Consider the following 23,259-nt stretch of genomic DNA (forward strand, 5'->3'; position numbering starts at 1 on the left):
ACAGGCATAAAAAAGGTCGGGCTCAGCCCGACCTTTTTCTTTGCATCAACACCGCAGATTATTTATCCGCAGCCTCCGCGAGTTTCGCCGTTTCCGCCACGTATTCCGCGCAGCTACGTTTATCGCCACGCTCCAGCTCGGCCAACGCATCCGCAACCGTATGGCGCTCCAGTACCGCCAGCGATGCCTCTTCCGCCTCATTCACTACCGACTTGAAATACCAGCAGGCATTGGCGCTGACCAGACAACGTGCAGGCCCTTCCGGCCGCGCAGCCCAGATGCGTTTATCGTCAATGACGGACAAATAGATCTCCCGCAGGGTGATCTCTTCCACAGGGCGGCCAAGGTGAATCGAGCCGTTACGGCCCAAAGTGGAAACGATAATGCCATTTTTGGTCAAGGGCACCATCAGCTTGCGGATGAAACTGGGGTTGGCTTCCAGACCGGCGGCAAGGATCGCGCTGGTCGAACGCAAGCCCTGCTTTTCAGCCAAGGCTACGCTAAGTACCATTTGCAATGCTGTCGGAAAGCGGAAATCTAGCATGTCTTTATCTCTGTCTCCAGGAGACCAAAATCTCAGGCTTGGCCGGTGCGGCATCGCGCCATAACACCCACTCAATTGCACAATAATATAACAAATATTGCCGCATTATTGAAGTTATGCCCTGGGAAATCGCACGGATACATTAGCGTAAAAGATGCCGTTGATGCCGGCTCGACGTAAAGCGGCGGCGGAATAAAGCAGAAACCCGCGTCAATATTAATGCCGCTCGCTTAACTGCGTTAAACGATCAGAACTAACACTGTCCGCGGGTTTAATTCTTAAACTGTGATCAGGCCTTGTTCAGCACCAGTTGGCCGCTTTTATCCAGCGGGATCTGGGTGCCGGGATCGTGATCCATACGGATCTTGCCCTGCTGATTGCCAATCTTGTAGGTCACATCGTAACCCAGCATTTTCTGTGATTTGTCGTAAACCGTTTTGCAACGCTGTTGTGTGCTGGTGGTGGTATCGTTACTTTGCATTGCCCCCTGCACCTGATTACCGGCATAACCGCCGCCCAGCGCGCCAACCACTGTCGCAACGTCACGACCGCGACCGCCGCCGAACTGATGGCCAATCACGCCACCGGCTACCGCACCCAACACGGAACCGGCAATGCGGTTTTCATCCTGCACGGGCGCACGGTGAGTGACGGTCACATTGCGGCATTCCTGACGCGGGGTTTTGATGGTTTCTTTGATCGGCGTGGCGGCGAGCACCTGCGCAAATTGCGGGCCAGAAGAAAACACATCCATGCTGGCAACCGCGGCAATACCCAGAGCGGCTGCAACACCAATCCCAACACCGGCTAACATTGACTTGTTCACAGGAAATCCTCCTGAAAGTGTTACCACGCATTTGTACCGGGAACGCTACCGACATTGCGCCGCGCTTATTATTTTGCGCATGGGCGGCACGTGGTATCCCGGTTTACGGCGTGCGCGACGCGCCGTCTGTAAACGAGGTAAAGTCTGCACAATGTTCCGGATCCCCGCAATAAGACAATGTGACCAAAGATGCTGGAAACCCCGCTTCTCACCGGTGTTTAGGAGGAATCTTAAGAATTTTACCCATGCCGACGAAATTTTGTGCTGGCCATTAACTCCGCAACCACCGATGCTGCCTGTGCGCCGGCATAAAAAAACCCACGCGGGCGAACCGGCGTGGGTGAGTCGATAACTGCAACTTTTAGTGCATTTTCAAACGCGGGCGGATCACCCGGTTGATGCCGCCAACCAGCATCATCAGGCCGGTTTTGATGTAGCCATGCAGTGCGACCTGGTGCATGCGGTACAGCGAGATATAGACGAAGCGCGCGATGCGCCCTTCAACCATCATCGAACCGCGCATCAGGTTACCCATCAGGCTACCTACGGTGCTGAAGCGGGACAGCGAGACCAGAGAACCGTGGTCCTTATACACATACGGCTTCAGCGCTTGGCCGCTCATCAACGCCAGAATGTTGGTGAAGCAGCGTGACGCCATCTGGTGCGCCGATTGGGCGCGTGGCGGCACAAAACCGCCGCCTTCTTTCGGGCAGGAGGCGCAGTCGCCGATGGCGAAAATGTTCGGATCACGCGTGGTCTGCAGCGTCGGCTCCACCACCAGCTGATTAATGCGGTTGGTTTCCAGCCCGGCGATGTCCTTCATAAAGTCCGGCGCCTTGATGCCGGCCGCCCATACCATCAGATCGGCATCGATAAATTCGCCGCCCTTGGTATTCAGGCCGTTGGCGTCCGCACTGGTGACCATGGTGTTGGTCAGTACGCGCACGCCCAGTTTGTTCAATTCCTGGTGCGCAGCGGCGGAAATGCGCGGCGGCAACGCAGGCAGAATGCGCTCGCCCGCTTCGACCAGAGTCACGTTCAACGCGCTGTTGTCCAGGCCTTCGAAACCATAGCTGTGCAGCTGTTTCACCGCATTGTGCAGCTCGGCGGACAGTTCCACGCCGGTGGCACCGCCGCCGACGATGGCGATGTTCACCCGCTCTTTCTGCCCCGGTTGCGCCGAGAATTTCAGGAACAGGTTCAGCATTTCATTGTGGAAACGGCGTGCCTGATGCGGGTTATCCAGGAAGATGCAGTGATCTTTTACGCCTGCGGTGCCGAAATCGTTCGAGGTGCTGCCCAGTGCCATGACCAGAATGTCATAAGACAACTCGCGCTCTGGCACCAGTTCTTCACCCTGCTCGTCGCAGATTTGCGCCAACTGCAGCGTTTGCGTTTCACGGTTAATGTTGGTCAGCGATCCCAGTTGGAAGCTGAAATTGTGATTACGTGCATGCGCCAGGTAGCTCAGCGCGTCCACGCCGTCATCAAGGGAACCGGTTGCTACTTCATGCAGCAACGGTTTCCACAGATGGCTGTGGTTACGGTCCACCAGCGTGATCTCGGCTTTGTGCTTGCGGCCGAGTTTATGGCCCAGACTGGTCGCCAGTTCCAGGCCACCGGCGCCACCGCCGACAATAACGATTTTTTTCTTTGGCGTTGTCAAAATAACCCCCTAAATGTGAACCAATTGTTATCCAAGGGTAAATAAATAATATCCTTAGAATACATAGGGTTCGCGTAAAATAAACCTGCTATCTAAAGCCAGAATAGCATGTGAGGTTATTTGGTCATACCAAAATTGATGTGCATCAAACTTTTTTGGTTAAAGGCTGGACGAGGGGAATTTTTGAGGATTGTGATTCAAATAGTTAGCGTTGCGTCACAGTTTTAAATTTTGCCGCCGGGCGGGCAAAACGGGGCTTTTTTGACAAAAAATGCCGCAACTCTTGCCGGTAAAAAGCAATCGTTGCGGCGGCGTCAGGCGTTATGAAACTGTTAAAGCAGGCTCTTGAACGCCTTGATGCGTTGCAGGTGCGGCGAGATATTTTTGAACTTGTGGGTCTGTTGCTCATCCCAGACGATTTCGTAGTACTTGTGCAACAGTTCTGCACTGCGCTTGCTGTCCAGCACCTCATCCTGACGGGAAAGCACGACCAGGCAGCGATCGCGGTTTTTCTCGCGGAAATCCTCGACGCACTTGGTGGCGATATCGCGGTACTCTTCCGGCCGGTCGATTTTGCCGTGCATATGTTCTTCAGGATACAGATTAGGGTTAAAGATCGCCTGCCGGATGCCGCACAGGAAACCGATGCGTTCGGCCCAGAAACCGCCCAGCCCCACCCCGCAGATCAGCGGATGCTTATCCCCTTCCTGCTGAACCGCCTTGTCCACCTCTTTCAACAGATGCTGCATATCATGGCGTGGGTGCAAGGTGCTGTAGCTGATAAAACGCACGTCCGGATCAATGAACTGCAGTTGTAAAACCTTTTCATGATTGCCGGGACTGGTGGAATCGAAGCCATGCAAATAGATAATCATGTGGATCCTCGCAACAAGCCGAGGGCCGCGCCGCAGCCCTCATCATTTACTACGCCGTATTACGACGCCCTGGGTTCACCCGGCACTCTGCTGCTTATGCTCTTCCCAGCGTTCGCTGAGCGCACTCAGCTCTTTGTGCGCCTGCTGCCAGCGCGCAGAATCACGCAATTCCTGACGGGTGAACTGACCGCGATGATATAACTGCTTCACCCGGTCTGCTTTGACCGGGGACAGGTTATCCAGCACGCTGACCGCACCCTGGCGGTTATTGCACACCAGGATCATGTCACAGCCGGCATCCAGCGACGCCTGGCCGCGCTCAGCGTAACTGCCCATGATGGCAGCCCCTTCCATCGACAGATCGTCGGAGAAGATAACGCCGTCAAAGCCCAGCTCCTGGCGCAGGATTTGTTGCAGCCAGTACGGCGAACCGCTGGCAGGACGCGGGTCCGCTTCAGTATAGATGACGTGCGCCGGCATCACGGCGTCCAGCAACTGACGGTTGATCAATTCACGGAAGATCGCCATATCATGCTCACGGATCTGCGCCAGTGGGCGTGGATCGCGCGGGGTTTCTTTATGTGAATCTGCACTGACGGCGCCATGGCCGGGGAAATGCTTGCCGGTGGTTTTCATCCCGGCGCTGTGCATACCCAGGATAAAACGCTCGGCCATCGCCAGCGCCTGTTGCGGGTCGCTGTGGAATGAGCGTTCGCCAATCGCCGCGCTGACGTGACCGATATCCAGCACCGGCGCGAAGCTGATGTCGATATCCTGCGCGATCATTTCCGCCGCCATCAGCCAGCCGGCCTCCTGCGCCAGACGCCCAGCCTCATGGGCTTCGTTCAATGCGGCGAACGACTGCGCCGCCGGCAGGCGGGTGAACCCTTCGCGGAAACGCTGGACGCGCCCGCCTTCCTGATCCACCGCCACCACCAGCCGATCGTGGGAAGCCTCGCGGATTTGGCGCACCAATTCACGCAGCTGCTGCGCATCATGGAAGTTGCGGGTGAACAGGATAAGTCCGCCGACCAGCGGGTGTTTTAAAATCTCACGTTCTTCGGCATCCAGCTCATAGCTGGCGACATCTAACATTACTGGGCCCACGGCCACCTCACTTCATTATTCATTCAGAACATGGGGATGATAAACAAAAACGCCGGCGCTGCACTGCGCCCCAGCGTAAAAATTCGCTATCGCCGGTTTGTTGCCAGCGCACTTCAAACCATAACAGCATCAGGTAATCCACCCACGGCAACCAGCGCTGCACCTGAGTGCTCAGCAGCGGCAAGTCGTTATAGCCCTGTTGGGAATAGTGCTGCAAAAAATGCTGCTGATTGGCCGCAGACCACGCGTTGCTGCGAAACAACGCAGCAATCTCCAGTGCGATGTCACCGTCGGCGGCGTACTCCCAGTCAATCAGCCGTACTCCTTCGCCCTGTGCAATCAAATTGCCCGGATGGATATCCATATGCAGCGGGGCTATTTTCAGCGGAGACGGCAGGCGGGCTTGCAAGAAGCGCTGATGCAGCCGCAGCCAGGCAGGCGTCAAACGCCGACGATCCAACTGCTGCCAGTAACGGACAAACTGGCTATGCAGGTTCAACGGATAACCGCTGAGCGGCCGCCGGTGCAAACGGGCAACCCATCGCGCCAACTCGCCGTGCTGATTCAGACGCGTAAAATGCGTCTCAGTGACAACGTCACCAGTCAGCCATTCCAGGATAATCCACTGATTACTCTGCGCTAAAACCTGCGGACCCAGGCCTTCGCCTGCACGGCGCAACACACGCGCCTCTCGCCGCCGGCTCACGCCGAGCGCCGTTTTCTCTGCGCTTTGCTGGCGCGCCAACAATTGCACGCCCTCACCTTCAATGCGCCAACTTTCGCCGGTCAGCCCCTGCACCGGGCTGAAACGACAACCGGCGGTTTTCACCGCCGGCAGTTCGCTCTCAATCAGCCTTCGCAGTGCGGCCTCAGCGGGTAACGGCGCCATTGCCTGACCAGACGATTTCACCGGTTTGTACCAGCATCAACTGCATATCCAGCGTTGGAGACTTCACGTCGCCGCTAACATCGCTGTACAACACGTACTGTGCGCTGACGATACGCGCCAGGCCAATGGCCTTGCTGCGCGACCCCAGGCTGTCATCCGCCGACAGACCCAGCGTCTGCCTGGCGGTCGCCAGTTGCGCTTCCGGCACGACGGAGAAGGTTTGGTTCGATGCCAGCGCCTTGTGCAACGCGGAGGTGGCTTTAGCGGTTTGCAATGAGCCGTTGGTGTTGTTCTTCACGCTGTCCAGCAACAGCACGCTGCCCGGGTTGACGCCATCGGCTTTCAGCATCTGGTTCACCAACGGTTGCACGCTGCTCAGCCAGTCAAGTTGCTGGATTTTTGGCGGTTGCGGTACCGGCTCGCCAATGGGCGGCTGGGGTTGCGGCTGCTGCGGCGGCTCTACCACCACCGGCGGTTTGGCCGGCTCAACGGTGGCCGGTGGCTGTTCAGACTCTGGGGGACGAGACAAACAGCCGCTTAACGTCAACGCGGCCAGTGCGACAACTAGATACTTTTTCATTATCCCTCTCCAACAACTAAAGCAAGAGCTTACAAGAATAGATACAGACGCACGCGCTTGGCATCGAGGTTGCCGTTAATCGAGTAAATTTCAGCGTCTGAATTTGGCGCAACGGTAACGGTGCGCGGCTCTTCAAAGGGCCGAATATCCAGCCCCTGATTGTCATACCAGTAAAAGCGGTAATGCACAGTTACCGGCGTCGGTTGGTTGTTGCTGAGCACCGAAGTGGCCATCACGCGCCCGGAGGCATCCTTAATCGATGGGTTATCGGCCACGATACCTGCGGTAAGCACCGGCGAATCCATCACCACCGCCTGCCGCTCGTTAACCGCAATGCCGGGCCGATTGCTGCAGCCCATCAGTATTACGGCGGGTAACGCCAGCGCCATCAGACAACGCAGGGTTTTGCTATAGCGCATGATTGACCTCGGTTAGCGTGACAGCAGCGGCCCCAACGAACGGCCACCGACCAGGTGCATATGAATATGATAGACCTCCTGGCCGGCATGGCGATTGCAATTAACAATCAGGCGATAGCCGTCTTCGGCGATGCCTTCCTGTTCGGCAATTTTCGCCGCGGCGGTGATCATGCGACCCAGCGCCGCTTCGTGCTCTGCGGTTACGTCGTTTACCGTTGGGATCAAGACATTGGGGATGATCAGAATATGGGTCGGAGCCTGAGGTGAGATATCACGGAACGCGGTGACCAGTTCGTCCTGGTAGACCACATCAGCAGGGATTTCGCGGCGGATAATTTTACTGAAAATCGTTTCTTCGGCCATCTGGCATTCCTTGTTGAGGAAAATAATCTGTACGCAGTATGAGTGACAAATTCTACTGCTTTCAACCTGATTGCGCACTTATCGCGTCGAGTGATGCAGAATCAGGCAACCTGCCAGGCTAGCTATGCCTCTGCCATTAGCTCACTGCGGCAATCATCTGATTTTTTTCACTTTGGTTATTCACTATTGTTGCTTTACTTCCCCGCGGCCGCCGCCAATAGTAACTCTATGATTAGCAAAGGATAGAAAACACCATGCCACTCAAAACCCTGGCGCTGGGCGTGCTGCTGCTGTGCGGTGCGGCCCAGGCGGAAAGCAAAAACATTATCGATCTGCAGGCCAATCAGCAACATATACGCGCGCTCAAAAACCCGGCTGCCGTCGCTTTGATCCCGGCGAATTACCATTTTGCCGTACCGGGCAAGTTAACCGTAGCGGTGGCGTCTGAAAACTCCCCGCCGCTGGCGCTGTTTGCCGAAGACAATAAAACCTTGATCGGCAGCGACCCGGATATCGCGCAACTGGTGGCGGACAGCCTGGGGCTGGAACTGAATCTTGTGCCCACCTCCTGGGAGGACTGGCCGCTTGGCATTACTTCCGGCAAGTACGATGCCGCCATTTTTAATATTGCCGTCACCAAGCTGCGGAAAACCAAATTTGATTTCGCCACATACCGCGTAGATACGCTGGGTTTCTATGTGAAATCCACCAGCAAGATCACCTCCATCAACCGGCCGGCGGACGTTGCCGGGCTGCGGATTATTGTCGGTTCCGGTACGAATCAGGAAAACATCCTGCTCGGTTGGGATAAACAGAACCGCGCCAACGGCCTGGCGCCGGTGCAGCCGATTTATGTCACCGATGACGCCGCCGCCAACCTGAGCATTCAGTCCGGGCGCGCCGACGCGTTCTTTGGCCCCCACTCTACCGGCGCCTACAAAGCGGCGCTGACCGGCAGAACCAAAATGGTCGGCATCGGCCCTAACGTCGCCTACGTAGCGGTGACCACCAAAAAAGATAATGGCCTGGTCGCCGCCATTAACGCTGCCATTAATGGCGTGATCGTCAGCGGCGAATACGCGCAGGTGCTGGACCGCTGGGGCGAACATGATGAAAAGGTCGAGCGTTCCACCATCAACCCGCCGGGGATCGGCGATTAGTCAGCGTTCAATTGCGGTGCATGCGCACGCATCCACTCGGCCAGCGAGTCCAGCGTCGGGCGCAGGGATGTGCCCAGCGCCGTAATCCGGTATTCAACGCGCGGCGGGACTTCCGGAAATACCTGCCGCGTAACCAGGCCGCGCTGTTCGAACTGCCGCAGTTGGCGCGTCAGCTCTTTCTGGGCGATCGGGGCCACCGCGCGCTGCAACTCACTGAAGCGTACCGGGCCGTCGATCATGATCAGCCTGTAGAGGATCGGGATCGCCCATTTCCCCGCCACCAGATTCACAAACCCCACCATGGGGCAAGGCTCGTCTGTTGCCGGCAACGCCGTTAAATTTTTTTCCGCTGCCGAAAGCGCCACCGTCGTCATTTCATCCCACTCCGTACCTTAGTATCCAAAAGGTGCCTACTATGCAAAAGATACTATAGCGCAAATAATGGCGCTACCAACGGGAAACAGAGGGCAGGTTATGTCACGACTTAAAGGTAAATACGCGTTGATCACCGGCGGCACCAGCGGGATTGGTCTGGAAACCGCGCGCCAGTTTATTGCCGAAGGCGCCACCGTGGCGATCACCGGCCGCAGCCAAAGTGGCCTCGACGCAGCGGGGAAAGCGCTGGGCGACGTGCTGCTGTTGCGCAGCGATGCCGGAGATATCCGCCAACAGCAAGCTTTAGCGCAACAGTTGACCAGCCACTGGCCGCGCCTTGACGTGCTGTATATCAACGCCGGTGACGTCACCCACCTTCCGCTGCAGCAATGGGATGAGCTGAGTTATCAACGGCTGATGGACATCAACCTCAAAGGGCCATTTTTCTTAATTCAGGCGCTGCTGCCACTCTTGGCGAATCCAGCCTCGATTATTCTGTGCGGCTCGGTCAGCGCGCATATCGGCCTGCCGCTAAGCAGCGTTTACGCCGCCAGCAAGGCCGGCCTGCTGTCGCTGGCCAGAACGCTTTCCGGTGAGTTGCATCCGCGGGGTATTCGGGTCAATGGCCTGAGCCCTGGCCCGACCGAAACACCGGCATTGGGCAAGCTGGGCTTGAAAGAAGAGGATGAGCAGGCGCTGCGCGATGACATCCGTGCCCTGGTGCCAATCGGCCGCATGGGCACGCCGCTGGAACTGGCGAAAGCGGCGGTGTTCCTCGCGTCTGACGAATCCGCATTTATGGTCGGGGCCGAGCTGCAGATTGATGGCGGAGTGGGCAATTTGTAATATCGTTATATACCCGTCATCTTGCAAGCTGCGGCGTCGTTACCTGCATGCGCTCACCCCAGTGACTTACGCAAGTCAGCGCCTGAGGATGAGCCAGTTGAGCGCCTGGCTGCAATTTGAAAGCTATAGGGTATCATTCACCGTTGGGAGAACCCGACGGTGAAATTAAATTGCAGAACAAACAGTGAGTTAAATAATAATATTATTAGATGATAATAATAAAATATCCTTTTATTGATACGTTTTTAAACTGCGTCTAGCCTTAGTATTTATCCAGTTTGGATGGTGAAGACTGATGGCAAGCAAAAAGAACAATCAAGGCGTAGGAATACTGGTAATCGCCGCTATCGTTCTTTGGTTTGTATTCAAATCTGACAATAAATCAGAAAAAAACACATCGATGCCGCAATCCGGCACCTCAACGGCCCATGTTTATACGCCGCCGGCCAATCAGGCATTAAACATCGGCGAACAACCCCCTCAACCGCAAAATGATGCCGCTTTACCCACTAAATATGTAGCGGCCGAACGGCTCAACGTCCGAAACGCACCGAACGGTAAAGTCATTACGTCCCTAAAACGTGGGCAAAGTATCACCATTTACCAAGAGAGCGATAATTGGGCAAAAATCACACTGGATAATCAATCGAGCCAATGGGTTTCTATAAAGTCCTTGTGCCATGGTGATAAGTGCTATCAAAAAAGCCGCCAGGCACCTGCGCCAAAGCTGCCAGTATATAGACCAACGCCAAAGCGAAACGTGGAAAGTGATGCCGGATGCCCCTGTTCGTCAGGAAGAATATGTATAGGCCCACGAGGCGGGCGTTACTGCATCACTTCGGGAGGAAACAAACGCTACGGCGTGTAATAACCGCCTATTATTGAGTCATACCGGCCAGGGAAGTGAAGGATGGCTGTCAGCTTAGGTATCCTGAAAATGCCCACATGGTAAGCGCGGTAATTATTTCCAAGGTAACATTTTTACACGCGCTGATATAAATCATGGGCTTCATTTACATCAGCCTGCTGATGGTCACTGATAACTCGTTCTAGACTGAATAGACAGGGCGTAGTGCGGATCCCAGACCGCCAGCCGCAATCAGACTGACCTTAGGTAATCCCCCACCCTCAATTGCTTTTCCCTGAATCGCTATGGCACGGATTTACCGTAGCCTATGCATCAACGGACATTGAGATCATGAAAATCAAAACCTTCATTCATGCCGCGCTGCTGGTGATACCGATGGCGTTTAGCAGCATCGCCCAAGCCGGCGATCAAACCATCCCTTGGGCAAAAAATACCGGCGACGTCGAGTCCAACCATATCGCCGCCGTCGGCCAGAACCTGAATGCCGGCCACCAGCAGGTGACCAAAACACAAGAAGGCGTATGGGCGGCTAATACCGGCAGCATTTCCAGCGATGAGAAGGCCCTGACCGGTGGCCAAAACTCGGCACCGAAGACGATGCCTTAATGCGAGTGATCGCGTTGTAGAAAGGAGATAAGCCGTGACCATAGCAAGCGCACGGCTTATCAATCAGCTCAGACCTGGAATGGTGACGCCGAACGTCTGCAGCAACAGCACCATGTTGAGCAGGATGATAATCACCGTGCCGATGATCGATACCAGGCTGGTGAGGCGGCTGTTCACAAACTCGCCCATGATGTCGCGGCGGCGGGTAAACATGACCAGAGCAATCATCGGCGCCGGCAGCGCCAGGCTCAGCACCACCTGGCTGTAGACCAACGCGTCCGTCGCATTAACCCCTAACGCCACCACGATAAACGCCGGGATCATGGTCACCAGCCGACGCACCCATACAGGGATGCGGAAACCGACAAACCCCTGCATAATCATCTGGCCCGCCATGGTGCCCACCACCGAGCTTGAAATACCGGATGCTATCAGTGACATCAGGAAGATCCCGGCGGCGGCGGCGCCAAACAGCGGGGTCAACGTATGGTACGCCGTGCCGATCTCGGCCACGTCGCTGTTACCGGCATGAAAGGCGCTGGAAGCCATAATCACCATGGCGATATTCACCAGCCCGGCAATCGCCAGCGCGATCACCACCTCGATATTGGAAAAACGCAGCAGCTTGCGCCGTTCGCCGCTGTTGCTGGCCGGCGTACGGTGCTGGGTCAGGCCCGAATGCAGGAAAATGGCGTGCGGCATTACGGTGGCACCGATAATGCCGACGGCAATGGTCAGCGCCTGCGCATCCGGCAACTGCGGTGTTATCATGCCGGAGCCCGCTGCCAGCCAGTCGACCGGCACGATAAACATCTCGGCGAGATAGCACAGGGCAATGATCGCCACCAGCCCGCCAATCATCAGCTCAACCGGGCGGAAACCTTTCTTTTCTACCATTAATAATGCATAGGTGATCACCGCCGTTACGCCCATCCCCGCCAACAGCGGCATATGGAACAGCAAGGCGAGCGCGATAGCCCCACCCAAAAACTCCGCCAGATCCGTGGCCATTGCCGCCACCTCGCTGAGCAGCCACATGCCGATCACCACCGGGCGCGAGAATTGATCGCGGCACATTTCCGCCAGGTTACGGTTGGTGACGATGCCCAGCTTGGCCGACAGCGCCTGGAACAGCATGGCAATCAGGTTGGCCATCACCACTACCCACAGCAGGCTGTAACCATACTTTGAACCGGCCTGAATATTGGTGGCGAAATTACCGGGGTCCATGTAGGCAATGGAGGCAATCACCGCCGGCCCGGCGAACAATAGCGGCGTAAACGCGCCGCGCTTGCGCCCGGCCAGTGCGTTACCAATCGCCGTATTGGTCCGTTCGGTTAACGATGTAGTGGTTGCCGCCTCACGCATGTTTTACCCTCAATATTATTCTGGTTATTTTTCACCCAACGCTCAGAACAATGTAGCATCGGCTACACTTTATGCAAAATGGAAGATACTTTACCTTTGTGTACAAATATTTCTTATTGTCATTGAATGCGGCGGCCGAATTGATAATGCGTCGCCATTAGACTAACGTAGGGCAGGATTCCATTAGTCTGGAACTCACTGGCTTAACCTATAAAGGACGTCTCAGAATATGGTAACAAGCGCGTCAGATAACGCCGAACGCCCCACCTTGGCTGAAATGCCGGATGAGGCTGAGCACGCCCTGCGCTTTACCCGCGCCCGTGAAGCGCAGTCGAATGCGTTGATCGAAGATTATGTCGAACTGATTGCCGATCTGCTGCTGACCACTCGCGAAGCCAGAACCACCGACATCGCCCGTCGCTTTGGCGTTTCCCACCCTACTGCGATCAAGAACATTGCACGGCTGAAGAGCGCAGGACTGGTAGAGTCACGCCCGTATCGCGGGGTCTTTCTGACTGAAGAAGGTGAACAACTGGCGCAGCAAGTGCGCCGCCGCCATCGTATTGTGGTCGACCTGCTGGTGTGCCTCGGGGTGCCGACTGAAACGGCGGAGCTGGACAGCGAAGGGATTGAGCATCACATTTCTAGCGACACCCTGGCGGTGTTTGAACGTTTTCTGCAAAGCCACGCCGAGAAATAAATCCTCGCCAATAAAAAAGGGAGGCTTTCTCCGCCATATCAGCACTAACAAAAACAATCAGTTACAATAATATCAGTGAGTTAGATACTTGTAACTGCCTGCTAAAAATGGGTATGGCGTGGGTGTTTTGGGTCAATTTGTGGATCATTCCTTTAGCTGTATTAGCTCAAACTTGAGCTGACGTTGGTAACAGCCTAGGGTGTGTCCCGTAACTAATCATCAAAAATGACAATGACGCAATGGAAATAGACGAAACATGAATATGATTAGCTATGTATTGCAGCCATCTCCCGGAGACGGTATTTTGACTACCAAAACACAAGCCATCTTCGTCTTTTTATTTACATATTGTTCAGTTTTATAAAAAATGTTAATTTAAGATAGTATTCTTAAATGTAGGTAAAGATAATTTAGTACTGGTATAAATGAAGGTCATGGTGATACTTTTTACCATTCATAGTCATTTAACATCTGCAAGCGGAAAATATGACACATATAAATTTTGAAGAAATATCTAAAGATTGTTCTAAATACAAAACTAAAAGACTACTTAAAGCGATACCATTTTTCAATGAAAACGAATCTGTTCGTCATTTAGTAAAATTCGAAACGCAAAACTTTAAAAATTTTCAACCTCATAATCACAACAAAAGACAGGAAAGAGATCGCTTTTTTGAGGATTTAATAAATAATACTCAATGTGATACCACGGTTAAGCATTTGTCTAAGCTCCTCTCAGTATTTAAAACATCTGAGATTATTATCGATGAAATAAAAACTGGTTTAAAAGCTCTGCCACTGATGGAAGAAAACATTCAGACATTATGCTGGGCTGTCATCAAAAATGCTTTAGAGGAAGGTTATCACTTACAAGAACTGATGGAAACTCACTCATCTAAAATTGGGGAAAGTGGAACTCCATTCACTCTAAATCAAAAAAATATTTTAACTGATGATGGAACCTCAATTTCCCCTGATTCCGCCTTAGATAAAATAGTGAGTTTTTTAACATTGACTCTGAAAATGTTTGCATATGAACATAAATTAACAAAGTCAGAAGACATTATAATTCCTGAAATGATAGATGTTGATGAGTCTTTGGTTAATAACGCCTCATCAATTTTCTATTATTCTTTAGCATGGAACGAGTTGATCACATGTACTAAAAGTTGTATTTATTTTGACAACAACATACAGATTGCACAGCCTAATGAAATTCCAGAAAGTTCGAAAACAGATGGTATCACTACTGCTGTTATGTTCAATCGTACTATAGACGATTTTGAATATTTTGATACAATCTCTAATGAAAGATTGTCCAGACGCTTAAGCCAGAATTTCTTTGAAGCAATTTCTAAATTCCGGCTTGAAAAGAGACTTCCATCAGATATTAGTAAGTGGTCTGGTTCTTTAGATGCTCACCCAATAACACTTGAGGAATATCCATATTTAAGTTCTTTGATGGAAGCACTCTCAAGCCATGACAGCAATGACATTGTTTTAGGCTTGAGTTTACGCGAATGGGTAAGAGGATATTCTGTAATCTCATATTTATCACAAAATGCGAAATATAAGATTATTTATAGCAAGAAAGAAATTACTAGTGTACTAAGATTAGGTGGGTTTTCCGAATTAAAAGCAGATATTTTTATAAAAAGCATCACGTTTGGAAATGATAGTCGAGATATATATGACTCGCCACTAATTCAAACATCAAATTCTTCTTATTTATTATTCACACCAGCATATACAGCGCCTCTTATCAGTAATATAATTCTTTCGAAATTCGCCTCTAAACAAGCCGATCTTTCAAAAAAAGGTTATGGGTTTGAGAATGATATGATAGAAACTCTAGATAAACATAAGTTGGTTAATAGTTATTTCAAATTTAAGCGGGGGCTAGAGCAATATGAATATGATGCTGTATTTTTACTTGACGACAAAGCATTTGTTTTGGAGTGTAAGAATACCACACTATCTGGAGGTTCATTAACAAGAGCTTTTCAAAAGAGAGAATTCATTGCAGAAGCAGCAGCGCAAGTGAAAAGGCTTGTTGACGGTTTATTATCAAATGCAGAAGTATTTGAGGAGCAGTTCGGGAAGAATATAAATGACTATGAATTAGTTCCTGTGGTTATGAATAACCTTCCATTTTCAATACCTGGAAAAATCGATGGTGTTTATGTTACTGACTCATCAGCATTTAACAGACTCATTAAATCAAGATATATAGATGTTGGTATAATTAGTCACGGTGATACTTATCAAATTGGCAATCAGAAACATGTTTTATCTATGTGGGAAAACGATACTCTAACTGCTAATGATATTATCAATCATTTTGAAAACCCAGTGCAGCTTCTTGATTTTTTAGAACATAAGATCATAAAAAAATACCCATTAAGAGTCAGTCAAGACAAAGTGTTCTTCAATGTTGTATACGAGACCTGTTACGACTCCATGAGTAAGAAACAAAAAGAAATAATAGAAGAAAATTACCCAAACTTGTATTCCCCTTCAAGAGAAAAGTGAATATAATTAAATATTTCAGCTCACCTTTTTATTCGCATAGTAGGTCCATAAAGACAGAGTGTGTTTTTTAAAAATGCACTCTAATATACTTATCTTTCACTGCAACAAAATTGAATTGTTTTCATGATTTCCTAAATAACTATTCCAATTAGTAGATCATTCTAAGGGAACCCGGCCGGATTGTGTGATCTGATCAATAGTCAAACATCACAAATCACCAACTGGACTGAGCAATGCAGATCATAGCACCAATGCCCCGAACCAAACGGCGCCTAATGCAGAAAACCATTCACAAAATACAGGATAAGAACCATTACCGCAGATTAATCAGCCATGCTGATACACGCGTGGGTAAATCGAGTTGAGCGGCTGTGGCTGGCATTACATGAAACGATTCCACGTAACCACTCGTACAGGAGTGTGTGGTAGCTACTGAAAAAGTCCGTCATTTTATGAAAACCGCCAGGCCATCCCCCGGAGGTAAGCATGGGCTGGCAAAAGTGCAGCGCTATTCGGATCAGTTATTTAGATCATGGGCTACGTCTGCTCCTCGCTCAGAGCAGACTGTCGGATTTAGTTGTGTACTACCAGGGTATGTGTCAGCTCAAGTATGGGCTAACACTTAGCCAACAAATTCTAGTTTCTCCCTCGCAACATGTTCCCGCCATTCAGTGGAGTCGAATTCCCAACTTGGCACTGACATATCGTTTTCATCACCTTCATTAACAAATGTTACCAAGAAAAAGATTTCATCCCCTTCTTCATCTTCGTCATCCTCTACCACGTTTATATCAACAATAACCAAACGTTCTCCACCCGGAATTGTGGATACATACAAGCCTCTTTAGGCACTTCAATATTATCAGGCATGGGTAACGCTCTCCTTTACGTTTATAAGTGGGTTAAATCTTACTGCGTCTTCCAAATAGTCTGGCGCAAAGTGCGCATAAGACATTGTTTGTAAAATGCTTAAATGCCCCAAAATTCGTTGCAGTGCCAAAATGTTGCCCCCATTCATCATGAAGTGGCTAGCGAAGGTATGGCTCAGAACGTGAACGGCCTGTCCTGCCGGCAAGCCGGGGGCAACCTCCTTGATACACATTCTCACGTACGAATAATTGAGTTCGGCGAATATTGGCCCAGCCTTGATCCCAGAAGTAATTTCTTTGCAGAGTTCGGTTGAGACAGGGACAGTTCTGTTTTTGCTGTTCTTGGTGTTGAGGTAAGTCACTTTGTTACCGATCACCTCTTCCTTCCGAACTTTGACCACCTCGCCCCATCGTGCTCCCGTTGCAAGGCACAACTTAACCACCTTTAGATGATCACCTTCCAGCCAGTCTAGCAGTTGACGGATTTCGTCATGGGTCAGAAAGTCCATTTCCTGATCCGGCAACTTAATTTTTTTCATCTCTTTGAGGGGGTGTTCACCGTGATAAAGCCCCAAATCGATGAGTACGGAATACACCCCGCCAAGTTTCTCCTAGTCGAGATTGACGGTTTTCGCCTTTCTGCCTTCGGCGAGGCGAAGCACGCGATAATCAGAAAAGAAAGATCGGGTGATCTGGCAGGCCTTAGGGTTTCCCATCTTGGCCGCCATCATCTGCAATTTATGCTCTATCTTCACGCCATCTTTCAGGTTCTGGCCATGATGCTTAAACCAAAGGTCTATCAATTCCGTTAATGGTCGTTGGTCGGCTGGTTTATCTACCCAGTCTTTATTGTTTTGTGTCGCGATAACCCAGCGTTCAAACTGCTGTGCCTCGGATTTAGTCTTAAACTTCTTTCGGACACGCTTACCCGTCCGACCCTGGGGGCGCACATCCACCATATAGCCTTCCGCGCCAAGTGATTTAATACTCATCCCAAAGATTCCTTTCGAAACAAATTCCGCCCTTTCCCCAATAATTCATGATCTTCCAGGCGATTAGCCAGCCTTCTGGCCTTTTTGGTTCTTGGATGTACTTTCGTGCCCATCAGGGGAGAGAACAGGCGAAATCTGGCCGATTTCCGGCGCGACATCCCCTGTCATAAGCCACATCGTGTACTTCTTGAGTTGCGGGTTATTAACCACAAGTTCGATCGTTTTTAAACCTGCCTCGGTCTGACCCGTCTCATAGATCTTTATATGCAGCCCATTCTTTTATAAGGACGCGATCGGATGCTTATTACCTATCTGAGAGCGCACCCCACGACACCTATCGCCCACACGTTAATGGAAGGGATGCGCTCTCAGATAGAGCCTGGCAACCCGGCATTCAGGCGAAACACGTTGTTTCGCTTGGGGATGGGATATCGTCATTGTTGCAGCGTGACATCGACGGTTACGCGCTCGATGGTGAACTGGACAACGACAGCGGCAAAGAGCTGAAAGAGGTTGCCCCGGCGGTATCCGCCTGGGCCGCCCGCTGGCGCATCCGCCAGTTTCAGTTTATTGGCGGCGCACCGGTGACGGTTTACCGCGAATTACGCCGCATGGCTGACCATGAAACCGCACTAGGCCTCAGTGTCGAGTTTGCCGCCGTACATGATGCCGCCGATTATGGCCACTGGGCTGAATACGTCAACGCCCAGGGCGGCCCCTTTGTCCGGCGTGACGACCTGATCGTTCGCTCCTACTACGAGCCGGCAGAAGCCACTAACGACTATGGTGAAGACGTGATCCGGATACGGGGTGTGTTTTCACCACCGGTCGGGATGGATACCCCAATTATCACCCGCACGAAGGAATGGAAGTTCGTTACGGCCCGTGCCGTTGACCTGGCCGTTGACCTTAAGGGCGCGCCTGCGCCCTCTCGGAGTTCTGTCAATAACTGTACGGTGCAGCCAAAAAGGCTAAGAACCAAACAGGTGCAGGAACCACCGCCATCGTCTAAAAACCTAGATTTTGAGCGAATAACCGACAAGGAACGGCGATTGTTGCTCCGGCGGATACGCAACGCACCGCCAGAACCTGTGAAAAATCCATTTATGGTCGTCGCCGAGGGCTTCGCATTACCTGGCGAGGGGCTAGATCTGCCACCAATAAGATCGGTACTACCAGATACGGCCAGCAATAAACGCTGGTGGGAGCAGGTGCGCCACGAACAGGAGCAACGCGCCCTGACTTATTTCAGTTTGGAGGATGGGCAGGAAACTGAAAATCACCGGCCATCTACGACCAGCGTTGGCATTAACACAGTCAAGCGACCACTCAGCAAGCTGGAACGCCAGATCGGCAGTTTCGCCGAGTCCATCGGTTTCAGCCTGGATGCCTGCATTCTGAAATCGGTGGCCAAGGGTGCAACGGTCACTATCGACGGTCAACGCTACCGGGCGCGGGCCGACGGTTGTCTGTATCAGCAATCAACGCCAGCAGCTACCACAGCGCTGACGCGACTCACTGCGCTATGGCATCGGCAGATACCAGAGCAAACACGCCTTGTTGGCGACCACCTCAGAAAAGAAGCAATAAAACAGAAATCGGAGGAATAGCATGACCACATCAGCAGAACGTAAACGCGCCCAGAGCCAGCGTGACAAGGCGAACGGCATCATTACGATCACCCTATGCGTCGATAGCCAGGAAATGGCTATGATTCTGGAAGGCTGCCAGCAGCGCCGGATCGCGAGAGAACCTTACGAGGTGACGGAATACCTGATCGGCCTCATCCGTCAGGACAACAGATTACTGAATAAGCAAATGGCTGAACTGCGTAAGAGCAGTTGCGGTAAATGCGGCGACACCTTGCCAGGTAAGCTGGACGGGTGTTGCATGCAGGGAGATTTTCAATGCTGGCAGACAACGGGATACAAAAAGCTGATGTTGTCGACGCTGTAATCCCTTCTACAGATGAGAAAGCGGCAGCGGACGATGCTGAAATGAATTAATGCCTTTTGATTAGAAACAGGGGGAACATTATTACAATGGTTATCATGAAAATTCGTGTAAACCTAACTCTAGGTATTCACACTCATATGGTAGGCCACCCGTAATATGGCCTACCATATATTTCATTAATTGTTTTCAAGCATAGCTAACAATGTTGACAACTGGTTTTCTCGAACTCGAAATCGCCCAGTTCTTGATAATTCAGTTTCAATCCCGTTAACTGTAAAATGAATAGCATCTAAAATAGCAGATGTATTCATGTAACTATCGATATGAAAATCACTTACTTTCCGAGAGCTGGCTATTTTTGTCTTTGCAAGAGTGAATGCGTCCAATTGGATATTTGAAAATGATACAGATTTAATTTTTAGATCGAATTTGTTCGAAAAGTCAATAACTAGTTTTTTTAAATCAATCTCAATGGGTTTTAATCCACTACTTTCGCCAAAAATTTTATGAATCATTGCATATGGTATTTTCATGCTTAACGGGGGATTTAAAGCATACATTGCAATTCCCTTGCCAAACATTATGCAAAACTTCACATTAAGGTATGATACAGTTTCAATTTCAGAATGTTCACCATTTGCATACTCAACCTGCTGTTTATTCACACTTCTCAATGTGAACATGACCTCAAGATCATCGTCATCTTTAATGATATGAAAACCAAATCCTTTTTGTTCGTCGTAAAGATTATTATTGACTCGTTCCTTAATATAGTTAGCAGAAACGGGCATGTCAGTTTTGTATAGTTTGACCTTAATCATTATCCGACCTCCTGATCCGACGAATCAAAAGCCACAGGTTGAATTTCTGGGTATTTTATCTTGTGCTGCTCAATAATGTGATCATTGATAAGAAAAATTTTTTCTTCCAATTTTTTTATCACTTGATCAAACTCAGAATCACTAAGTTTCTCCCTAGTAGGGTTTAACCCTGTAGACTCTTTATACAATGCCCTAAACTTTATATCTTTCCCTAAATATTTATCATCAAAACTCAATTCGAATGTAATTATTGAATTTTTGAGTGACGGAACTAAAGACTTCCATCTGATAAGGCTTCTGTAAAATCCATCACAACATAACTCATTAATTTGTTTTGCATTGACCAACGAGAGGCCATCATACGAGGCATTATTGATGTTGAAAGTAAGATTTTCCTCATCATCTTTGGCAATTTCAATGTCACCGCTCCCATCTTCGTCATCACCTTCACTTGGAGAATCAGATGTTGAAGGCCATGAGGGGTTTTCTTGCTCATCATTTTCGCCTTCTATAAAATCTGAAGCGGGTATATTCTCGGTTAGATTATCTATGGGAGCAGTATCAAGCCTGGACTTAATTCTACTGACACGTACTTTTTCTAAATTCAAATACTCAAGCCCTGTGTATTTATAGTCACCATCAAAATCATAAAGGTGGATAGCAAAAGTGTTACGCAATTCTGCATCAGTAATACTTGAAAAATCAATCTCATTAATACTTATATCTTTAGAGACTGTAGATAAGTAATTGTCGAGTATCTCATTCAATATCTCAGATATTCTTTTTGTATAATTATATCTAACTGAAACGTAGCCTTTCCTTACTATAAATAGTATTGACCCACTATATAATTTCTTTTGCTGAAACTTACCGCGACGGAAATCAAATTCTGTATAATCGATTGAGATATGATAGGTTTGTAGTGCTCCACGGTGCTCTATTTTTTCGTGACCGAGTAACTTTGGCCGATTTTGCTTGACTCGATTTACCACATCGAAAAGCTTCTCAATATCAAAACCGTCATAAATTCTTTTTACAGAAAAAACATCCTGACTTGACTTTGTCGCAAGCTTATCCTGAATTTCTCTAATATGGTTAAATGAAAATGGAAGATCAGATATTTTCTCAATAAGTTCTTCTTTTGACAAACTCATTGGAAAAATTATTCCTCTCTGAAATGCAATTTTCCTTAAAGTAACATCAGTAATCCTTGCGCCATTTGAATGCAGTGCAGTATAAATATCACTTTCATTAGAAAACAATGTAGCTTGATACTTATTCATATTAACTAATCCTTATGAAAAATGACATACTCTCGTAATATACTTACTAGCCACTTGATATTCGAAAATAGAAAGCTTTTGATTAGCGAATGGTATTGAAACTATTTTATTTTTTAACGTGTCAATATGAGATTGCGAAAAAGAATAGATCCCAACATAATCATTAATAGCACTTTGCAAATAACTTTCTGAGTTTATTGAAAAAGGGGTAATGATATATATCTTATCAAATTGATTCAACAGCTGATAGTTAAATATATATTCAAGCAGAAAGACAAAATGACTATTTGAATTCACATTCTCTTTCCAGAAAATATTTAACACTTTGCTTTCCACTTTATCGCCACCATCGCCTCTCACATAATCATGCTTATATTCATAAAAAAGCATGCCTGAAGTTATCATCTCTATTGTGGCAGGGAGACTCCTATCTTTTGCGGCGATCTTATTATGTTTATCTGGATAAAAAAATGAACAATGTTCTATTTCAGGTATTTTTTGCCAGAGTAAAGATTCTATTTGAGAATATTTGTCTGAAATTGCCCTTCTGGTTTCAATATGCTCTGTCACATCCAACAAAAATCTAATCATTACTGGGTCAAAAATAGCCAACATTGACTTTTCTGGGAAATCATAACTCGCAGTAGCTGCACCATTTAACTTATTAATCAAATCAGAATCATATTCGTTATCATGATTATATATAAATAGCATACCATGAACTTGATATAGTTCATTTGTATTATCTACAAATAAATTTCGCCACTCAGGACTTCTTGGTGCACAAGCAACTTGCTGAGATAGACTGCGAACGGTATTTAGAATTCTTTTAGTGCCATCAAGCGTACTGGCACAGTATGACTTGAGATCTGTTTGAATGTATTGAGTTACGTCAGAATAAGGATCTCTATATTTAAAAACAACATCAGTAGGATGCGTTTTATTAGGATTTTCTGCTTCAAGTTGTTTTGAACTAAGATGAGATTTTAAGCAACAGCCCCAACTTATATCTGTTGTTTTTTGACATTGCCAGCCGAGCTCATCAAAAATTCGACTAGAAATAATACCGGCAATCTCATCAATATTTTTAGTTTCTCCACCCATTATATTTCATCCTTTTAATTATGCTGCGTGTAATAGCTTCTGTTGTTCAGCCCCCAGAGGGACACCGTGTGTGAAAACAGAAGGATACGGTACGTCTAGTACTGCACTCTCTCTGACTCTAACGCTATTCTTCTCATGAGTCATCTGATGCAGGAAATTGATCCGAATTTTTTGGAGATAACTACTACACGTGGAGGCCTGTAATAGTTACCAAATTAAGTATAAGCTGCCACATATTATACAATGGCATTTAATTTACATTCATAAAAATGAATGATTTCAGCAAACCGACATGAAATCCAACGCATTACGAGTAGGCCAAAGCGCCCCCATACCTCACAGCGAGGTGCTTTTTCTTTGCATCACGAAACCTGATTATCCCACAGCGATAAGCAGATGAATGCTTTACTGGATTCATTCAGGGTAGGCAACCAGATGATCCCCATCATTCCACTAATCCGTGCCGCCCCCCCCCCCCCCCCCCCCCCCCCCCCCCCCCCCCCCCCCCCC

22 protein-coding genes and 3 pseudogenes are annotated in these 23,259 nt (G+C 49.2%); 9 read left to right on the forward strand and 16 right to left on the reverse strand.

Annotated elements, in window-relative coordinates:
- Nucleotides 1-58: 58 nt before the first annotated feature.
- The 9 genes from SPL01S_RS23505 to hinT form a co-directional block, all read right to left on the reverse strand.
- Nucleotides 59-544, reverse strand: coding sequence for an RrF2 family transcriptional regulator (locus tag SPL01S_RS23505; RefSeq protein ID WP_062870499.1), 486 nt, complete (start codon nucleotides 542-544; stop codon nucleotides 59-61).
- Nucleotides 545-833: 289 nt separating this feature from the next.
- Entirely contained in the window at nucleotides 834-1,370 is a 537-nt protein-coding gene (locus SPL01S_RS23510) for a glycine zipper 2TM domain-containing protein (protein ID WP_006324726.1), read from the reverse strand.
- A 361-nt stretch (nucleotides 1,371-1,731) separates the two neighbouring features.
- Entirely contained in the window at nucleotides 1,732-3,036 is a 1,305-nt protein-coding gene (locus SPL01S_RS23515; RefSeq protein ID WP_063203056.1) for an NAD(P)/FAD-dependent oxidoreductase, read from the reverse strand.
- 332 nt (nucleotides 3,037-3,368) lie between these two features.
- Nucleotides 3,369-3,911 (reverse strand): alpha/beta hydrolase YcfP, encoded by a 543-nt coding sequence (gene ycfP / locus SPL01S_RS23520; RefSeq protein ID WP_062870497.1) that lies wholly within the window; start codon nucleotides 3,909-3,911, stop codon nucleotides 3,369-3,371.
- A 75-nt stretch (nucleotides 3,912-3,986) separates the two neighbouring features.
- Nucleotides 3,987-5,006 carry a beta-N-acetylhexosaminidase gene (gene nagZ, locus SPL01S_RS23525; protein ID WP_062870496.1) on the reverse strand — a complete coding sequence of 340 codons (1,020 nt, stop codon included), beginning with the start codon at nucleotides 5,004-5,006 and terminating at the stop codon, nucleotides 3,987-3,989.
- Nucleotides 5,007-5,037: 31 nt separating this feature from the next.
- A complete protein-coding gene (gene thiK, locus SPL01S_RS23530; RefSeq protein ID WP_063203058.1) occupies nucleotides 5,038-5,907 on the reverse strand; it encodes a thiamine kinase in 870 nt (289 codons plus the stop codon).
- On the reverse strand, nucleotides 5,888-6,487 hold the full coding sequence (gene lpoB, locus SPL01S_RS23535; RefSeq protein ID WP_062870494.1) for a penicillin-binding protein activator LpoB: 600 nt from the start codon (nucleotides 6,485-6,487) through the stop codon (nucleotides 5,888-5,890). The genes thiK and lpoB overlap by 20 nt, the downstream gene beginning before the upstream one ends.
- Before the next feature lie 29 nt (nucleotides 6,488-6,516).
- Entirely contained in the window at nucleotides 6,517-6,906 is a 390-nt protein-coding gene (locus tag SPL01S_RS23540; protein ID WP_062870493.1) for a YcfL family putative periplasmic lipoprotein, read from the reverse strand.
- Nucleotides 6,907-6,918: 12 nt separating this feature from the next.
- Nucleotides 6,919-7,269, reverse strand: a complete 351-nt coding sequence (hinT, locus tag SPL01S_RS23545; protein WP_004943071.1) for a purine nucleoside phosphoramidase — start codon at nucleotides 7,267-7,269, stop codon at nucleotides 6,919-6,921.
- A 254-nt stretch (nucleotides 7,270-7,523) separates the two neighbouring features.
- Here hinT and SPL01S_RS23550 point away from each other — a divergent pair, with 254 nt between their 5' ends.
- Entirely contained in the window at nucleotides 7,524-8,429 is a 906-nt protein-coding gene (locus SPL01S_RS23550) for a transporter substrate-binding domain-containing protein (protein ID WP_063203060.1), read from the forward strand.
- Here SPL01S_RS23550 and SPL01S_RS23555 read toward each other — a convergent pair.
- Entirely contained in the window at nucleotides 8,426-8,803 is a 378-nt protein-coding gene (locus SPL01S_RS23555; RefSeq protein ID WP_062870491.1) for a winged helix-turn-helix transcriptional regulator, read from the reverse strand. The two genes, SPL01S_RS23550 and SPL01S_RS23555, sit on opposite strands and share 4 nt — an antisense overlap.
- Before the next feature lie 100 nt (nucleotides 8,804-8,903).
- Here SPL01S_RS23555 and SPL01S_RS23560 point away from each other — a divergent pair, with 100 nt between their 5' ends.
- The 3 genes from SPL01S_RS23560 (at nucleotide 8,904) to SPL01S_RS23565 (ending at nucleotide 11,124) form a co-directional block, all read left to right on the forward strand.
- Nucleotides 8,904-9,650 (forward strand): SDR family oxidoreductase, encoded by a 747-nt coding sequence (locus SPL01S_RS23560; protein WP_063203062.1) that lies wholly within the window; start codon nucleotides 8,904-8,906, stop codon nucleotides 9,648-9,650.
- 295 nt (nucleotides 9,651-9,945) lie between these two features.
- Nucleotides 9,946-10,518 (forward strand): SH3 domain-containing protein, encoded by a 573-nt coding sequence (locus tag SPL01S_RS24930; RefSeq protein WP_073972097.1) that lies wholly within the window; start codon nucleotides 9,946-9,948, stop codon nucleotides 10,516-10,518.
- Between the two features lie 330 nt (nucleotides 10,519-10,848).
- Nucleotides 10,849-11,124 carry a hypothetical protein gene (locus SPL01S_RS23565; RefSeq protein WP_063203064.1) on the forward strand — a complete coding sequence of 92 codons (276 nt, stop codon included), beginning with the start codon at nucleotides 10,849-10,851 and terminating at the stop codon, nucleotides 11,122-11,124.
- Between the two features lie 63 nt (nucleotides 11,125-11,187).
- Here SPL01S_RS23565 and SPL01S_RS23570 read toward each other — a convergent pair whose 3' ends face one another.
- On the reverse strand, nucleotides 11,188-12,492 hold the full coding sequence (locus SPL01S_RS23570) for an Nramp family divalent metal transporter (RefSeq protein ID WP_063203066.1): 1,305 nt from the start codon (nucleotides 12,490-12,492) through the stop codon (nucleotides 11,188-11,190).
- Nucleotides 12,493-12,721: 229 nt separating this feature from the next.
- Between SPL01S_RS23570 and mntR the strand changes: the two genes are divergently transcribed.
- From mntR to SPL01S_RS25365, 3 genes and pseudogenes are all read left to right on the forward strand, one after another.
- Nucleotides 12,722-13,192, forward strand: coding sequence for a manganese-binding transcriptional regulator MntR (gene mntR, locus SPL01S_RS23575; RefSeq protein ID WP_062870487.1), 471 nt, complete (start codon nucleotides 12,722-12,724; stop codon nucleotides 13,190-13,192).
- Between the two features lie 486 nt (nucleotides 13,193-13,678).
- Nucleotides 13,679-15,724: a hypothetical protein gene (locus SPL01S_RS23580; RefSeq protein WP_063203068.1), complete on the forward strand. Its 2,046-nt coding sequence runs from the start codon at nucleotides 13,679-13,681 to the stop codon at nucleotides 15,722-15,724.
- A gap of 348 nt (nucleotides 15,725-16,072) precedes the next feature.
- Nucleotides 16,073-16,227 (forward strand): annotated as a pseudogene (locus tag SPL01S_RS25365) (IS630 family transposase); the annotation flags it as partial.
- A 119-nt stretch (nucleotides 16,228-16,346) separates the two neighbouring features.
- Here SPL01S_RS25365 and SPL01S_RS23585 read toward each other — a convergent pair.
- Together SPL01S_RS23585 and SPL01S_RS23590 are read right to left on the reverse strand one after the other, a co-directional pair.
- Entirely contained in the window at nucleotides 16,347-16,562 is a 216-nt protein-coding gene (locus SPL01S_RS23585; protein WP_506344861.1) for a DUF8087 domain-containing protein, read from the reverse strand.
- 24 nt (nucleotides 16,563-16,586) lie between these two features.
- Nucleotides 16,587-17,585: pseudogene (locus tag SPL01S_RS23590) on the reverse strand (phage integrase).
- 449 nt (nucleotides 17,586-18,034) lie between these two features.
- On the opposite strand from SPL01S_RS23590, the pseudogene SPL01S_RS25405 reads away from it, so the two are divergent.
- A pseudogene (locus SPL01S_RS25405) lies at nucleotides 18,035-18,545 on the forward strand (replication endonuclease); the annotation flags it as partial.
- A gap of 651 nt (nucleotides 18,546-19,196) precedes the next feature.
- Entirely contained in the window at nucleotides 19,197-19,541 is a 345-nt protein-coding gene (locus SPL01S_RS23600) for a hypothetical protein (RefSeq protein ID WP_063203072.1), read from the forward strand.
- Nucleotides 19,542-19,717: 176 nt separating this feature from the next.
- Here SPL01S_RS23600 and SPL01S_RS23605 read toward each other — a convergent pair whose 3' ends face one another.
- From SPL01S_RS23605 to SPL01S_RS23615, 3 genes are read right to left on the reverse strand one after another with little or no spacing between them, the layout of a single operon-like run.
- On the reverse strand, nucleotides 19,718-20,362 hold the full coding sequence (locus tag SPL01S_RS23605; protein WP_063203074.1) for a hypothetical protein: 645 nt from the start codon (nucleotides 20,360-20,362) through the stop codon (nucleotides 19,718-19,720).
- Entirely contained in the window at nucleotides 20,362-21,645 is a 1,284-nt protein-coding gene (locus SPL01S_RS23610) for a hypothetical protein (RefSeq protein ID WP_063203076.1), read from the reverse strand. Before SPL01S_RS23610 ends, SPL01S_RS23605 begins: the two co-directional genes overlap by 1 nt.
- A gap of 12 nt (nucleotides 21,646-21,657) precedes the next feature.
- A complete protein-coding gene (locus tag SPL01S_RS23615; protein WP_063203078.1) occupies nucleotides 21,658-22,749 on the reverse strand; it encodes a PD-(D/E)XK nuclease domain-containing protein in 1,092 nt (363 codons plus the stop codon).
- Nucleotides 22,750-23,259: the final 510 nt, after the last annotated feature.

The sequence above is a fragment of the Serratia plymuthica NBRC 102599 genome, assembly GCF_001590925.1.
Taxonomy (GTDB): domain Bacteria; phylum Pseudomonadota; class Gammaproteobacteria; order Enterobacterales; family Enterobacteriaceae; genus Serratia; species Serratia plymuthica.

Excerpts from the sequence above, each read along its gene's own strand:
- SPL01S_RS23600 (WP_063203072.1), top strand. The coding sequence starts at position 19,197 with ATGACCACATCAGCAGAACGTAAACGCGCCCAGAGCCAGCGTGACAAG.
- SPL01S_RS23505 (WP_062870499.1), bottom strand. The coding sequence starts at position 544 with ATGCTAGATTTCCGCTTTCCGACAGCATTGCAAATGGTACTTAGCGTA.
- SPL01S_RS23550 (WP_063203060.1), top strand. The coding sequence starts at position 7,524 with ATGCCACTCAAAACCCTGGCGCTGGGCGTGCTGCTGCTGTGCGGTGCG.
- SPL01S_RS23560 (WP_063203062.1), top strand. The coding sequence starts at position 8,904 with ATGTCACGACTTAAAGGTAAATACGCGTTGATCACCGGCGGCACCAGC.
- SPL01S_RS23615 (WP_063203078.1), bottom strand. The coding sequence starts at position 22,749 with ATGGGTGGAGAAACTAAAAATATTGATGAGATTGCCGGTATTATTTCT.
- SPL01S_RS23610 (WP_063203076.1), bottom strand. The coding sequence starts at position 21,645 with ATGAATAAGTATCAAGCTACATTGTTTTCTAATGAAAGTGATATTTAT.
- thiK (WP_063203058.1), bottom strand. The coding sequence starts at position 5,907 with ATGGCGCCGTTACCCGCTGAGGCCGCACTGCGAAGGCTGATTGAGAGC.
- SPL01S_RS23540 (WP_062870493.1), bottom strand. The coding sequence starts at position 6,906 with ATGCGCTATAGCAAAACCCTGCGTTGTCTGATGGCGCTGGCGTTACCC.
- nagZ (WP_062870496.1), bottom strand. The coding sequence starts at position 5,006 with ATGTTAGATGTCGCCAGCTATGAGCTGGATGCCGAAGAACGTGAGATT.
- lpoB (WP_062870494.1), bottom strand. The coding sequence starts at position 6,487 with ATGAAAAAGTATCTAGTTGTCGCACTGGCCGCGTTGACGTTAAGCGGC.
- SPL01S_RS23555 (WP_062870491.1), bottom strand. The coding sequence starts at position 8,803 with ATGACGACGGTGGCGCTTTCGGCAGCGGAAAAAAATTTAACGGCGTTG.
- SPL01S_RS23605 (WP_063203074.1), bottom strand. The coding sequence starts at position 20,362 with ATGATTAAGGTCAAACTATACAAAACTGACATGCCCGTTTCTGCTAAC.
- SPL01S_RS23565 (WP_063203064.1), top strand. The coding sequence starts at position 10,849 with ATGAAAATCAAAACCTTCATTCATGCCGCGCTGCTGGTGATACCGATG.
- mntR (WP_062870487.1), top strand. The coding sequence starts at position 12,722 with ATGGTAACAAGCGCGTCAGATAACGCCGAACGCCCCACCTTGGCTGAA.
- hinT (WP_004943071.1), bottom strand. The coding sequence starts at position 7,269 with ATGGCCGAAGAAACGATTTTCAGTAAAATTATCCGCCGCGAAATCCCT.
- ycfP (WP_062870497.1), bottom strand. The coding sequence starts at position 3,911 with ATGATTATCTATTTGCATGGCTTCGATTCCACCAGTCCCGGCAATCAT.
- SPL01S_RS23580 (WP_063203068.1), top strand. The coding sequence starts at position 13,679 with ATGACACATATAAATTTTGAAGAAATATCTAAAGATTGTTCTAAATAC.
- SPL01S_RS24930 (WP_073972097.1), top strand. The coding sequence starts at position 9,946 with ATGGCAAGCAAAAAGAACAATCAAGGCGTAGGAATACTGGTAATCGCC.
- SPL01S_RS23570 (WP_063203066.1), bottom strand. The coding sequence starts at position 12,492 with ATGCGTGAGGCGGCAACCACTACATCGTTAACCGAACGGACCAATACG.